We start from the raw sequence: 13,482 nt of genomic DNA on the forward strand, positions 1-13,482 counted from the left end.
CGTCCCCTTACAAACGCTGCCGGGCGACGCCGGCGATCGTGCTCTCGGTGTGCTTGGCGGACGCGCGGTAGGCTTCGCCCGCCCGCGCGGTGGCGATCTGGTTCACCTTGCCCCAGACGTCCTGGTCGACCATGGCGCCGCGCATATCGATGTACTGCGTGTTGCCTGCGCCGCGTGCCTTCCCGCCGTCGTTCGGCACCACGGTGCCGCTGATCCCCGGATAGAAGCGCTCAGGGCCATTCTCGCCGACGTTGTACCACTTGCCCGCGGAGATCCCCCCGCCGTTCTTGCGCGCACCGCCGAACGACGAGGCGAAGAAGTTGCCGATCGAGGCGAACACGCCGCCCCCGCCACCAGCGCCGAACAGGCTGTTAGCGAGAGGCTTGATGATCGCCTGTTGGATGGCGATGTCGAGCAGCGAGCCCACGATCCGGCGCCCCATGTTGGTGAAGGCGTCCCCGAGGCTCTTGGCGCCGAGGATGGCGTCCGAGAGTTCGGTATTGAGATCGTGCAGGGCACCGACGCCGGCATCCTCGACGCTCTCCTTCAAGGCGTCGCCGGACATGTTCATCTGCCGCATGAAGGTCTGCGCCGACGTCTCATTGCCCCGCATGGTCGCGGCGCGACGTTGATCGTAGACGCCCTTCAGCGCGTCCTTGCGCGCCGCGGCGTTGCTCCATTCGGCCGACCCGGTCGCCTTCGTAGCGAGGATGAGATCGAGATCCGCCTCTTCCTGCTGCTGCTGGAGATCGAGCAGACGCAGCTCGCCGTCCCGGCGCACCGCCACACTGTCAGCCGCGTCGATCGCCACGCGAACCTGCTCCTGCGCGGCATCGTTCCTCGCCTTGGCGAGATCGTAACCCTCCTGCGCGAGCGCGACCGTGAGCGTCTGTTGGACGACGTCACGACGACGCTCCAGCACCTGGTCCTTGGCGGCGAGCAGGCTGGCGCGCTGCGCGTCGGTCAGATCCTTGTCGACACGGTTCTGGCGGATGTACGAGGCGCGTTCCTCTTCGAGAGCGGCGACGTCCGCGGCGAACCGGGTCCGCGCGTTGTCGGTGAGGTCGGCCTCCGCCTGGAGCCGCTCGACGCGCGAGCGGCCGAGCTCGTCCTGAAAGGCTGCCTCGTTTCGTGCCGCATCGTCGGCGGTGTCGCGGGTCTTCTTCGTACGCGGCTTCTTCGGGTCGTCGAAGCCCATGTCGATCTTGGTCGGCTTGCCCGCCGCCTCCGCGCCGTTGATCGCGTCGTCGATCGTCCGGAAGTTCGCCTCCGCCTTGGCGGCGTTCTGCGCACGCTGCGCGACCTCCGCCTTGGCGTCCTGCACACGGCCGGTGCGGGGCAGGATCAAGGTCGGATCGAAGCCGGCGGTCGCGAGCAGCGTCAGCGCCGCCCCTCCGACCGACTTGTCCTGCTTTGGCGCCTGCGCCTGCGCCCGCGCCAGCTCGGCACGTGCCGCGGCGAGGTTCGCGCGGGCATTGGCGATGGCGGCGGCAGCGGCGACGCGGTCCGCCTTCGCCTTGCCGAGGATCTCATCCCGCGCCTTGCCGGTGGCGGTCGCCAGCCGGGTCGCGGTATCGGTCGCGGCCGAATTGGCGTCGTCGAGCTTCGTAGCGGCGTCCTTGGCCGCCTGCGACGCCTCGGCCGTCTTGAACATCAGCGGGGCGAGCAGCGTCAGCAGGCTCACCGCCAGTCCGATCGGGCCGGCCAGTGCGAGCAGCCGGGTGCCGAGCGCCTGCAACATGGCCGATGCTCCGGCCTGCAACGCGAGCTGCGCGAGAAGGCGGATTACGACGCCGACCGGGTTGATCAGCGCGGCGAAGCCGAGTGCGATCGGACCCAGACGCAGCAGCAGCAGCGGCAGCGCCACCTTGGCGAGCGTCAGCATCACAAGAATCATCGGGCCGGTCGCAGCCGCCACCGCGCCGACGGCGACGCCGAGCTTCAGGAACCAGGGCGGCGCGCCCGCGACGGCGTTGATCATCGTCGCGGCGGTGTTCTTGATCAGCGTGATCGCCTGAAGGATGCCGGCGTCGCCGATTGCGATCTTCGCCTTCTCCCATGCGCCCGCCAGCCGCTGCGTCGCCGCGGCCTCGCCATCGAGCAGGACCGCCATCTTCTGCCCGGCAGTCACCTTCTCGATGCTGGCCTGCACCTCGTTGATGCCGGCCGCGCCTTCCTTCATCAGCGCGATGCCGGTGCGCATGGCGTCCGTCCCGAAGGCCGTCGTCATCGCGTCCTGCAACGACCGATCGCTGAGCTTGCCGAACTTCTGGCGCAGCACCTCGGCTATCTCCGCGAGCGGCTTCGCCTGCCCCGCGGCGGTGAAGAAGGCGTTGCCGTTCTCCTTCGTGATCACGCCGAGCTTGGTGAGGACGCGCTCCGCCTCCTTGGATTGCGGATTGAGGGTCGTCAGGAACGTCTTGAACGAGGTGCCCGCGTCCGATCCCGACTGAAAGTACGAGGCGGTGGCGGCGAGCGCCGTGTTCATGTCGTCGAAGCTGTAGCCGAGGCCGCCGGCGACACCGCCGACCTGACCGATGGCGAGACGATAGTCGTCCATCCCCATCTTCGACACGTCGAGCGCGCCGGTGACCTTGTCGACGATCTCCGGCAGATCGGCGGCCGTCTTGCCGAACTGCTGGATGATGTCGGTCGTCGCGTCCGCCGCGACGTTGAGATCCGTCTGACCGACGACGGCGAGGGTGAGGGCGCTTTTGAGGCCGCCGGCGAGGATCTCGGCCGCGCTCATCCCGTTCTTCGCGAGCGCTTCGATCGCACCCGCCGCCTCGGTGGCGCTGCGGCCGACCGCCGGACCCATCGACAGCGCCGCATCACGCAGCTTGTCGAGCTGCTCGGGCGAGGCGTTGATCAGCGCGGCATGCACGCCGTTCATCGCCGCCTGGAAGTCCGACGCGGCGTCCTTCGACACCTTGGCCATGCCGCCGAGACCGAGCGTCAGCCCGGCCGTGAGAGCGAGGCCGGTGGTACGGACCTTCTGCCCCGCCTGCGCGACCGAATCGGCGATCTTGACCGCCGCCTCGTTGACCCGCTTGGCCGTGCGTTCGACTGCGCCGGCCATGCCGTCGGTCGACTTGTCGAAGTCCTGCTGCGTCTTCTTAGCCTCGGCGCGCGCAGCCGACATGCCCGCCTTGTAGGCTTCGTCTTTCACACCCATCGAGACGACGAGCGATGCCAGCAGTGCCTGCAACGTTGATCTCCGAAGGCGTCAGGCGGCCCCCGGACGGGGACGGCCGGGGAAGTCGACAAGCTCGATCTTGATCGGCGCCCCCGCCGAGGCGCGAGACGCATAAGCGGCGAGCATCTCCGCCGGCGACTGCCGGTCGGGCTGCTTCTTCGCCGACGCGGTCAGCGCCGACAGGTAGTGCTTGAACCCGCGCAGCCGCTCCTCGCGGGCGAAGAACTCGCCCTTCCACGCTCCGAAGAGCGTCTGTTCGTATGCGTCTGCGCGGGCCTTCAGCCGCCCGCGGAGGGCCGCGCCGTACGTTGCCGGGCACTGGTGCCAGAACGTGCCGGCGTCGAACCCCGCGCGCGCCCACTGGTGGACGAGGGCTTCCCAGTCCGTCCGCTCGCGCGGGTTCGGGGCTTTCCCGGGGCGGCGTCGTCGCCATCCCCCTTGCCCTGCGCCGCGCGGATGGCCTTGCCGATGATGTCGCCGAACGCCTCGTGACCGAGATCGTCGGCGATGTCGCTGACGTCCTCCAGCGTGACGTCCGCATGATGACGGCGCAGGCCGAACCATGCGAGGTCGCGCAGCACGGACAGGCGCACCGTCTTCATCGCCGTCTGCATCTTTTCGACCGCGGCGATGCTCAGGCCATCCAGCTTGCCCGTCGACATGGCGGTGCCGATCGCGAACGCGGTCTCCGGATCGATGTCCGGGATCGCGTCCGCGACGACGCCGAAGAAGCCCTTGCCGTAGTGCTCCTCGACGGCGCACTGCGCGGCGTTGCCTAGGAACAGCGTCCAGCGCTGCCCCGCGGCATCGAACGTCTGCTCGCCGATCATCCGGCGATGTCCGGCTGCGCAGCCGCTGACGCCTCATCCGAGCCGCCGGTGAACTGGACGTTGATCGTCTGCGTCATGCGATCGTTGATCGGGATCGCCCGGCCGCGCGACTTGACGATCAGGAAGCCGCTGATCTTCCACCACTTGTCGTCGGGTGCCGGGAGATAGGTCTCGTACGCGTGCGGCTTGCCCGACGCATGGGCCTCGCGAAGAACCACATCGGTCGGGCTGCCGGGAATGTAGTTGATCTCCAGCGTGTCCTCGCCGGGCTCGATCAGGCCGGCGCCGTATTCCTTGCGCCGGCCCGGCGACTTAAGATGGGTCTTCTCGAAGGTCTCGGTCGTCTCCTCGGCGAACGGGACCTTGATGACCTCGTCGATCTCGGTCTTCGCCCCGCCGGGAGGGGTGAGGAAGAAGCCGGTGCCGTAGCCCGACTGTGCCTCGCTGTTGCCGTCTGCGTCCATGGGATGCTCCTTGCGCTAACCGTTGTGAAGGAAAATGAAGTCGATGATCTCGCGGTAGAGTTCGCCGCGTGGCTGGCCGTCGGTCGCCGTGCCATCGCCGTCGAAGCCGGGCCGGACGAGCGGGACCGAAGCACGATCGAACCGGACGCCGGCGACCTCGTCGGCGGGCGTCAGGACGGCGATGGCAATGTCGCGCAGCGCGATGGCATCCGCGAACGTCGCGCCCCAGCAGTCCACCTGGACGCGCGTCGGGCGGACGCCTTGGAAACCCTTGTAGTGCTGCGGCCGGGAGTCGCTGATGATCTGCAACGTGTAGGCCGGCAACGTCTGGCCGGGACGCCGCATCCAGTCGACGCGGGTCGCCACCTTGGCCGCAGCGGCGGGATCGTCGAGGAGGCGCTTGGCGACTGCGATCTCGAAGCTCATCGGGCCGACCTCTTCACGCTTTCGAGCAGATCCTGCACCACGACGTCCGCCGCGGTGTCGGACTTGGTGTCGACGGCGGGGCGGGCGAACGGGTGCGCAGCGGCGTGCGGCGTCCCTTCTTCGACCAGACGGCCGTACCAGCCGTCGGGCAGCGAGGGGCCGAAGTAGACGGTGTCGCTGTTGCTCGGCAGACCCTCCGCCTCCGCGGTGACGACGATGCTGCCGGCCAGCTCGCCGCTACGGGAATGGATCAGGCGGCGTTCCTCGTCGGCGATGATCGTCGCCCCCTTGGTCAGGGCGCGCCGCTTCTCCGCTGGCGTGGGGCCGCGCTCCAGCTGCGCGAACTTGCGGTCCAGTTCGCGGAACCCGCTCGACTTGAACGATCCCGCCGCCATCAGCCCGCCTTGACCGCGCGGCAGGTGAGTTCGAGGCCATCGCGGCGGCCGATCTCGCGCGGGGCGGCGATGATCTCGAACAGCTGCCCGTCGTCCTTCGCAGGATAGCGGACGCGATCGGCCGGGCCGACGTCGGCGACCGTCCGCGACCACCGGATGATGAAGGCGACCGGGATCTCGGCCTCTCGCGTGGCGAGGTCGAAACGCTCCTGCCCGCGGGCGGGCTTGTACTGCGCCCAGACCGTGGCGAGCGGGAAAGGCTTGCCGGGGACGTTCTGCAGGCCGTCGTGCGACGGCTTTCCATCGCGCTCGATCCGGATGCGCCGGTCGAGCGATCCTGTGTCGAGGCCCATCAGCCGTACACCCGGAAGGGCTGGAGCAGCATGGAAGAAGCCATTGGCATTTTGATTTCGCCAACGTTGCCGATCGCGACGTTGCCGCGGTTCCGGTATAGGTCGTCGACGAACATCAGAAGGGCGACACGCAATGGTGCGGGCACCTGCTCGTAACCTGCCCGATAGCGGATGCGCACCGATCGGCTTGCACCCCTATATGAGCGGGTGCCAGGCCACGACTTGCCCCACGCAGTGCCGATCTCGCCGTCGCGCACCTCATAGGTCGCCGGATCAAGATCGCGCCACGTGCCGGTCACGTCCTCGTACCGGATGCTGACCAAGTCGATCAGCGGCGGATAGGGAAGCCGGATCGGATCATGGACGAAGCCGTCGAGACCGGCTTCCAGTGTCTGGACGCCGATCGCGCGGCCGAGCCAACCATCGGGGCCATCGATATGCCCGGTTGCCGCGGCGATATAGGCTTCGATCAGCGCGTCATCGTCATCCGCATCCACCTTCAGCTGTTGCTTCGCTTCATCGAGCGTAATGATCGGCTGTGGCGGCTCGATGACGATGACGCGCGGGTTCACGGATCAGGCGCTCTTGTTCGCCGGCTTCGGCGCAGCCTTATTCGATGGCGCCGGCGCGTTCTTGTTCTTGGGCGGCGTGACGGCCTTCGGGGCGGCGGGCTCATTCGTCATCGGGGCGCTCTCCTGCTGCCTGATCGCTTCGGCGATTTCCTCGCCAGTGCTCCGCGAGGCGTAGCCAGCGGGCGGATAGTTCTTGGCCGGATATCCAGCGGCGACGTATTCGCCGACGGTCGGACCGTCGGTCTTCAGCTCGCCGCTCTCGTCGTCGTCGTCCGACAGGATTTCGACGAGCCCGTTGGCCTTCAGCTGGCTGCCACGCGCGCGGGTGACCGTATGTTCGGAGCCTTCCCGGACATCCTTGTCGGGTCCGACGCCCTCTTCACCGCTGTAGGCGCGGATGACCTTGATCTTCATGATGCTGCTCCTGGTTGGACCGAAGGGAGGGCGGCGGCCAGGCTGTTGCGCTGTCGAAAGATAACCGCCGCCCGCCGTTCGGGCGGGATCGCTCCCGCCCTCCCGGATCAGGCAACGTTGCCGAAATCGCCGTAGATGATCGCCTCGGGACGATAGACGGCAAGGCCGGTGCGCTGCTCGCCACGGATCGTGACCATATTCTTGACGAAGTTGTCGCGATCCTCCGTCGAGATCTCGACGTTGGCGTCCTCGCGATCGAACAGCTGAGCGGCGAGCTTGAATGCCCCCGTCAGGAACTTGTCGACCGTCATCGCCGGGGTTTCGACCACCGGAAGACGCCACAGGCGGGGCGGCGCGCCGTCGGCCGCGTCGCCGATGATGTAGCGGCCCATCTCGTCCTTGCTGGTCTCGATGCGCGCCCAGTCGATCGGGTTGAGAACATGCCCGGTCGCCGGATATTCGGCGAGCACCGCTTGCAGCATGGCATAGCGCAGCTGGTCGATCATGGTCGTGGCGACGAGACCGCCCTGGGGAGCATAGGCCGTTGCCTGCGGGATCAGACCCAGCAGGTTCGATCCCGTTCCATCGCCCTTGAGCAGCTGAAGCTCCTCGGCATAGGCGAGGCCGTATCGCAGCCGGCCATCGATGTAGCTCGCGAGCATCGGCGCATCGGCGAGGATCTGCTTCGATGCCTGCACCCAATGGGCGATCGTCGCGACTGGCACCGTCTTGAGGTCGAACTTCATGCTCGACTCGGGCTTCAGCAAACCCTCGGCGACCGCCGCGGCGCTGTTCACGAATCCGGTCTCCTGGACGTACTGGATCGCGTTGGAGTTGGTGCGGCCGGGCGTGATGAGATCCCGAACCGTCATGCGGCGATCGGGCGCCGCGACGATGCCCGCCTGCCGATCGGGAACGATCAGGTCGCCGGCCGCGCCTGCCGTGTCGGTGGTGACGCTGGTGATCGCCTTGACCTCGACGCTGACCCCGCCCTTCGACGGCGGCCGCTGCATGAAGCCCTTCACGCCCTCGTCCTCGACGAAGCGCTGACCCATGGACTTCCGCTCGGTGTCCTCGCCACCGCCACGCCGGGCGAGCTTCTGCTCGATCTCGGTCATCGTTGCCGAAAGCTCGTTGAACTTGACCAGCGCCTCGTCCGCGGCCTCCTTGGCCTTCTGGCTCAGGGCCTCGCCCTTTTCGAGCCGGCCCTTCGCGTCCTCGGCGAATTCCTTCACCTTGTCGGTGGCGGACTTGAGGTCGCGCGACAGCTGCTTGATGTCGGGCTCGTTGCCACCGCCGTCCTTGCGGCCATATTCGGGCTGGCAGAACGCCGGGGTGACCATGGCGCCCATGGCGAGGGCCGCCGCGGACGATGCGGCGAGGATGTTCGGATGCTTCATGATGCGTTCCTTCAGAACTTGGGCAGGCTGAAGCCTGCGATGGCGTCGGAAATGGACTTGAGATCGCCGGCGCCCGCGGACTCGCTCCGGAGCAGATGGTCTAGGCCGTGGCTGGCGATCGCCGCGGCCTGCGACTTCGAGAATGGAAAAGCCTCGCGCAGTGCCTTCTCGAACTCGGATTTCGTCGGGAGCTGACCGCGCTCCAGCTTGAACTTGACCGCCTCGACCCGTGCATCGTCGTTGGCGGGGAACGTGACGAGGCTGACCTCGACGAGGTCGAGCTTCTTCAGCGTGCGGATACCCGTCTTCTCATCGTAGCTGGCTTCGCGGACCCAGTAGCCGATCGACAGACCGGAGACGGCACCGGCCTTCAGCAGGGCATGGGCCTCCTGCGCCTGGCGCACTCCGGGGCTCTTGGGCGTGCCGTCGCCGATGATCAGCTGCCCCTTCACCCTGAGGCCGCGGGTGTCCTCTTCGAGCAGATCGTAGACACCGATCGGTTCGGACGAGCGATGCTGCCACAGGACCGGGACGGTGCGCCCTTTCGCCTTCAGATCGGCGAGGCTGTCGGCAAATGCGCCGGGCGCCACGATCTCGCCGTAGCTGTCAGTGACGCCGAAAACGGAACCGTAGCCGGAGAAGCTGCCGTCGTCGGCAACGTCGCTGGCCTTGATCGACAGGCTGAAGTCGCGAACCTTCAGCTGCCCGTGCTTGTGGTGGATCAGCATTACGCGTCTTCCTTCTGTTTCAGCGACGGCATTCCCTCCGGGAACAGCCAGTCCATGATCGAGCGACGCGCCGCTTCGCCGCTCGCGCTGGTCAGCTCGCCGAGCTGCTTCGCCGGGATCATGTTCGACTGGATCGTCAGATCGTCTCCGCCATCCAGCGGCGGCAGGTTCTCGAGGCGGCGAACCTCGTTGCGCGTCATGATCCCGTTCTGGACCATCTGCGAATAGAAGGAGGCGCGAGCCGCACTGTCCGCGCGAAGCAGACCTTCGAAGTTGAATTCGACGGTGATCGTCAGGCGCTCTGCCGGGGTCAGCAGCTGCTTGATGATGGCCTGCTCGATCCGCTTGAGGCGCTCGCGCAGCGTAAAGATCAGGAAGCCGATCGTCTGCTGTTCGAGACCGCTGCCCCAGCTCGTCGTGTTGGTCGTGTGGCCGACCATGTGCGGCGGCACGCCGAACCAACGGCAACCGTCCTCGACCGAGAACTGGCGGCTCTGGATGACCTCGGCGTCGGCCGACGACATCTGGATCGACTTCCATTCGAGCCCGGCTTCGAGCACGAGCGGCCGACCGCTGTTGTCTCCCGCCATCGGCTCGACGACGTACTTGTAAACGTCCTCGCGCTGCTCCTTGCTCAGCGTGCGCTGATCCTTGGTCGTCAGGACGCCGGAGGGGCGCAGCCCGTTCTTGTAGATCTGCGCTGCGGCCTCGTCGGTCGCGAGAGCGAGGCCGAAGGACTGGCGGCCGAAGGACAGCGTCGACAGGCCGCCCATCGGCGAACCACCGAAGCCGCGGATGTGGAACATCTCGTCCTGACCGATGTCGATCGCCTTGCCAGCATCGACATAGCGATACCGTATCGAGCCGTCGTCCGCCCGCCGGACTTTCACCAGCTCCGGGCGGACCGGCGTCAGGGCAACGATGCGGTTGCCGGCGCCACGCTCGATCCGGGCATAGGCGTTGCCCCACAGTTCGAGGCTGACACACATGAACTGCCAGAAGTCCAACGCGGTCTGATCGGCGTTCGGGCTGTATTGCAGCAGCTGGTAGAGCGGATGCGCCTTGAACCGGCTGCGGGTCTCGTTCGGACCGTCCTTATAGACGATCAGCGGCAGAGAGGAGATGGTGCCGGCGACGAGGCGAGTGCACGCCCAGACCGTCGAGAGGGTCAACGCGTTGGCGGCGTTGACCGTCTTGCCGGACGTGCTGGTCTCGGTCAGCACGCCGGACCAGCTGCGCGGATCGAGCAACGACAGCAGCATCTTCATGCCGCGCCGCATCTTGCGACCGATCTCCATCAGGCGCGCCCTCGGAGGGCGGCGAGATATTCGTCCATACCGCCTCCTTTTGCTTCCGGGTTGAGACTCATGAGCATCACAGCCGAAAACATGGCCGCAACGGGGTCGATCTTCGCGCTTGGCGACTGCTTCGTGATGGCGACGCCACTCGCCCCGCGCGGCTCCTGCTTCACGTTGCCGATGCACCACGACATCATCTTCGTGCCGCCATGCCGCACCGTGCGCGCCGCGCACTTCTTCGCGAGACCCTTGATCGCACTGCTGAGCCGCCAGCCCTGAGGAATGCTCTTCAGCATCTCATCCTCGAACCCCCGCAGGGCCAATTCGTCCACGATCGTCGCGACACCCGCGGGGTCCAGACCCACTGCCTCCCTGTCAGGGAAAAGGCCGGCATCCCGGACTTGAACCAGAACGTCGACGACCCCCCGAACGTCCTCGGTAAGATCCTCGGCGAGATCCTCGCCGACATCATCAGCGACTGCGCTGAGATCATCCTCCTCAGGCATGTTGCACCGGATCAGCGTGCCTTCGCCGACCAGCTCGTCGAGCTTCGTCGCGATGTCCTTGCGGCGATCCCATACGACGGACCAGGCCCAGCCCTGAGCCCATATCAGCCACCGCTTGCTGCCCTTCTCCCGACCGATGAGGCACAGGCCGAGAAGGTCATCCAGTCCGCCGCCATCGACACCTGCGACGATCACCTCGCTTCGGGCCAGCAGATCGTCCAGCGTCAGGGCGGGGATCGCGCAACGGTCCCAGAAGTCGGCGCCAACCCAGCGATCGTTCGAGAGCCGGGTGCCGATCTCGATGTTGAGGTGCTTCGACAAGAAGATCTGGAGCTCGCCGGTGTCGGCACGCTCGGCTTCGATCAGTTTCTCAGCGAGCCACTCGGCGTCTACCGAACGGCCGATGTTCGGGTTGGTGACATAGAAGTTTGCCGGATCGCGATATGCCCGGCTTTCAATCATCGCCGGCGGGAACTCGTAGAGCATTCCCAGCTTGCGGGGATCGACGATCGTCCCGTCACGGATGCCGCGGAAAAGATCGAGCTGCTTCTTGAACACGCCGCGGGGCGCGCCGTCCGAATGGGTCGACAGATAGACGACGAACCCTTCCGGCCGGCTCACCATGCCGCCGGTCGCCTCCATCAGCATCGCCGCGGCCTTCGGGTTCTTCCCGAACAGCCAAAGCTCCTCGACGAGGATGAACCCCGCCTTCTTGCCACCGACGATCTCGCTGTCGGCCGCGACGACCTTCAGCTCGGCTTCGTTCTCCAGATGCTTGATCGTGCGCAGATGCTCGATCGGCTTCAGAAGCGCTCGCAGTTCAGGGTCGGCGTTGACCATCCCCATCGCGGGGGTGAAGACGTTGTTCGCGATCTCCTTCGTCGGCGCCAGTACGAGCAGCTCGTTGTAGTGCCGCCAATTCAGGATCAGCGCCGTGATCATGATCCCCGCCGCGATCGTCGACTTCGAGTTCTTCTTGCTGATGAGCAGGAAGAACTCGTTGATCAGCTGCCGCGTCTGGGTCGCATCGTAGGCGCCGAAAATCGCCGCCACGAAGTCGAAGACGAAGTCGTCACATGCCTCGCCGAACGTCGGCTGTCCGGGCACGTCGACGATCCGCAGGTCCTTGAAGATCTCCAGCGCCGCTTCCGCCTCGTCCGGGAAGAGGGGCGGTGGCACCAGGCTGCGCCCCTCGACGATCCGCTCTTCCCAATCGGGACAGGCGGTCGACCATTCGAGCGGACGCATCGGCTCAGTTCAACAGCGTCGGGCCGGCGCGGGGCCTGAACTTCTTGACCGCCTCCTTCGCAGCCTCGCGGGCCGCTTCCTTCTTCCCGATGGGAGCAGGCTTCTTGATGCGCCCGCGGTCGATGACCTTCTCCGACAGTTGCTGGATGGCCGCACGTTCCAGTCGTCGGCCGAGCTCCTTTTCGGCAGCAACGCTGCCGGCCTTGGCACCGTCATTGAGCCGGGCGAGCTGGACCATTTCGAACCGGAGCGCGGCGGCCTCGCGCTGCGCCACTTCGGAAGAATAATGCTTGCGCAGCGTCGGGACCGAGACCCCGATTGCAGTCGCCGCCTCCTTGACGCTCAGGCGACGAGCGAACGCCAACAGGACCTTGTTCGAGTTTTCGAGGGTCCAGACGTGCTCAGGTCGCCCACGGCCTTCCTTGCGCGGCTGGATCGGGTCGCCGAACAGATCGACCCCCGAAAAATCCGCGTCGGCCAAAATAAAATCTCCAGATGAGAGGACTAGCGGTCTGGAGGCCTGCTCCCCTCCCGACTTTTCACCCCCCCCACCATTACCAATCCTGCCGCCGCTCCTCCGCCTGCTTAAGGCTGTCGTGGCACGGCTTGCACAGGCACCACAGGTTCCGGTCATCCCAGAACAACGCCTCGTCGCCGCGGTGCGGCTTGCGGTGGTCCGCGACCAGCTGCGACGTGTCGGCCTCGACCCGGCCGCAACCCGGCCACTGGCAGGTGAACAGATCGCGCAGGAGGATCGACATACGCAGCTTCTGCCAGCGCGACGTCTTGTACCACTTGCGCCATGCACGTTGGTCGCGCTGCCGATCGAACGACTGTCGATCGACGGGCACGCTCGCGAGGCGAGGGCGCAGGCCACCGAGGCGTGGCCGCAGGCTGGTCAGCTTGGCCACGTCGAACGCCTGTAAACGGCGACGGGCGACGTGACCGAAGCCGCGCCGCCCGTCGAGGAGAGGATGCCACCGTGTTGCGTCCGAAGGCCCAACCCAGTGTGTCAATAAATAGGCCGATTTTGTCGTCTAGGCGAACAGGGAAAATGATCGTGGCTGCTAGTTTATGGGATTGACAGGTTCCGGCCAGCATTTCCGCCGTTCTGCGCAACGCAGATGGCGTTGATCGCGCGACCGTAGCGCATGCGCAGTCCGTCAGCCCCGCGCTTCAGTCCCATGCGAGCCAGCATGTCGAGCCACGACACCTCGCGCCGGCCACGCGCCAGCTGCCCGATCGCAAGGCCGACGAGCTTGCGGTCTTCGGGTGAGATCGCGTCGAGCCAGCCGAACGCCTCCTCCATCTCCGCCACCTCGATCCGCGTCTGCGATGCGGGCCGCAGCACGACGTCGGAGCTGCTGCCCTCACCGCCGCGGGCGTCATAGTCGCCACGATGCTCCTCTCGGCTGATCTCGGGCCACGCCGACCGGATACGCTGCCAGCCGCGTTCGCGGTCGGGGTAGCGCCAGCAGGTCAGCAGCGCCTCGACGAGACGGTCCTCAACGTCGCAGAAGGTGAGGGCGCCCGTTGGAAGGACGGGCCCTTCCACTGGAGGCTGCTCGCTGATCGTCCGTCCTTCCATATCTCGGTTCCTCTTTGTCGCTGAAAGTGGCGGTTTTCCGCCGTTTTTGATGTTGGTGATCTGA

Annotated in this window: 15 protein-coding genes; all 15 read right to left on the minus strand. The window is 66.5% G+C overall.

Translation table 11 applies throughout. The annotated features are described in order from the left end of the window. Positions 1–7: 7 nt before the first annotated feature. Entirely contained in the window at positions 8–3,208 is a 3,201-nt protein-coding gene (locus BW41_RS19925; RefSeq protein WP_051583164.1) for a phage tail tape measure protein, read from the minus strand. Positions 3,209–3,474: 266 nt separating this feature from the next. Then, positions 3,475–4,026, minus strand: a complete 552-nt coding sequence (locus BW41_RS01370) for a hypothetical protein (protein WP_037530533.1) — start codon at positions 4,024–4,026, stop codon at positions 3,475–3,477. Further along, positions 4,023–4,490, minus strand: coding sequence for a phage tail tube protein (locus tag BW41_RS19930; protein WP_051583165.1), 468 nt, complete (start codon positions 4,488–4,490; stop codon positions 4,023–4,025). Before BW41_RS19930 ends, BW41_RS01370 begins: the two co-directional genes overlap by 4 nt. Positions 4,491–4,505: 15 nt before the next feature. Continuing rightward, positions 4,506–4,916, minus strand: coding sequence for a DUF3168 domain-containing protein (locus BW41_RS01380; protein ID WP_037530534.1), 411 nt, complete (start codon positions 4,914–4,916; stop codon positions 4,506–4,508). Continuing rightward, on the minus strand, positions 4,913–5,311 hold the full coding sequence (locus BW41_RS01385; RefSeq protein ID WP_037530536.1) for an HK97-gp10 family putative phage morphogenesis protein: 399 nt from the start codon (positions 5,309–5,311) through the stop codon (positions 4,913–4,915). Before BW41_RS01385 ends, BW41_RS01380 begins: the two co-directional genes overlap by 4 nt. Further along, positions 5,311–5,664 carry a head-tail adaptor protein gene (locus BW41_RS01390; protein ID WP_037530538.1) on the minus strand — a complete coding sequence of 118 codons (354 nt, stop codon included), beginning with the start codon at positions 5,662–5,664 and terminating at the stop codon, positions 5,311–5,313. Before BW41_RS01390 ends, BW41_RS01385 begins: the two co-directional genes overlap by 1 nt. Beyond that, positions 5,664–6,236 (minus strand): head-tail connector protein, encoded by a 573-nt coding sequence (locus tag BW41_RS01395; RefSeq protein WP_051583166.1) that lies wholly within the window; start codon positions 6,234–6,236, stop codon positions 5,664–5,666. Before BW41_RS01395 ends, BW41_RS01390 begins: the two co-directional genes overlap by 1 nt. Before the next feature lie 3 nt (positions 6,237–6,239). Next, positions 6,240–6,650 (minus strand): hypothetical protein, encoded by a 411-nt coding sequence (locus BW41_RS21415; protein ID WP_037530541.1) that lies wholly within the window; start codon positions 6,648–6,650, stop codon positions 6,240–6,242. Positions 6,651–6,757: 107 nt separating this feature from the next. Further along, positions 6,758–8,050, minus strand: coding sequence for a phage major capsid protein (locus BW41_RS01405; protein WP_037530543.1), 1,293 nt, complete (start codon positions 8,048–8,050; stop codon positions 6,758–6,760). Between the two features lie 11 nt (positions 8,051–8,061). After that, the gene (locus BW41_RS01410) at positions 8,062–8,778 is read right to left on the minus strand and encodes an HK97 family phage prohead protease (RefSeq protein WP_081792824.1); all 717 of its coding nucleotides are present in this window, start codon (positions 8,776–8,778) and stop codon (positions 8,062–8,064) included. Further along, a complete protein-coding gene (locus BW41_RS01415) occupies positions 8,778–10,001 on the minus strand; it encodes a phage portal protein (protein ID WP_235199454.1) in 1,224 nt (407 codons plus the stop codon). The genes BW41_RS01410 and BW41_RS01415 overlap by 1 nt, the downstream gene beginning before the upstream one ends. 74 nt (positions 10,002–10,075) lie before the next feature. Beyond that, positions 10,076–11,830: a terminase large subunit gene (locus tag BW41_RS01420; RefSeq protein WP_037530547.1), complete on the minus strand. Its 1,755-nt coding sequence runs from the start codon at positions 11,828–11,830 to the stop codon at positions 10,076–10,078. Positions 11,831–11,834: 4 nt separating this feature from the next. Next, positions 11,835–12,311 (minus strand): hypothetical protein, encoded by a 477-nt coding sequence (locus BW41_RS01425; protein ID WP_037530549.1) that lies wholly within the window; start codon positions 12,309–12,311, stop codon positions 11,835–11,837. Between the two features lie 73 nt (positions 12,312–12,384). Further along, the gene (locus tag BW41_RS01430) at positions 12,385–12,741 is read right to left on the minus strand and encodes an HNH endonuclease (protein ID WP_037530551.1); all 357 of its coding nucleotides are present in this window, start codon (positions 12,739–12,741) and stop codon (positions 12,385–12,387) included. Between the two features lie 161 nt (positions 12,742–12,902). Continuing rightward, the gene (locus BW41_RS01435; protein WP_235199455.1) at positions 12,903–13,418 is read right to left on the minus strand and encodes a hypothetical protein; all 516 of its coding nucleotides are present in this window, start codon (positions 13,416–13,418) and stop codon (positions 12,903–12,905) included. Positions 13,419–13,482: the final 64 nt, after the last annotated feature.

Source organism: Sphingomonas sp. RIT328 (assembly GCF_000632225.1).
In the GTDB taxonomy this organism is placed as follows: domain Bacteria; phylum Pseudomonadota; class Alphaproteobacteria; order Sphingomonadales; family Sphingomonadaceae; genus Sphingomonas; species Sphingomonas kyungheensis.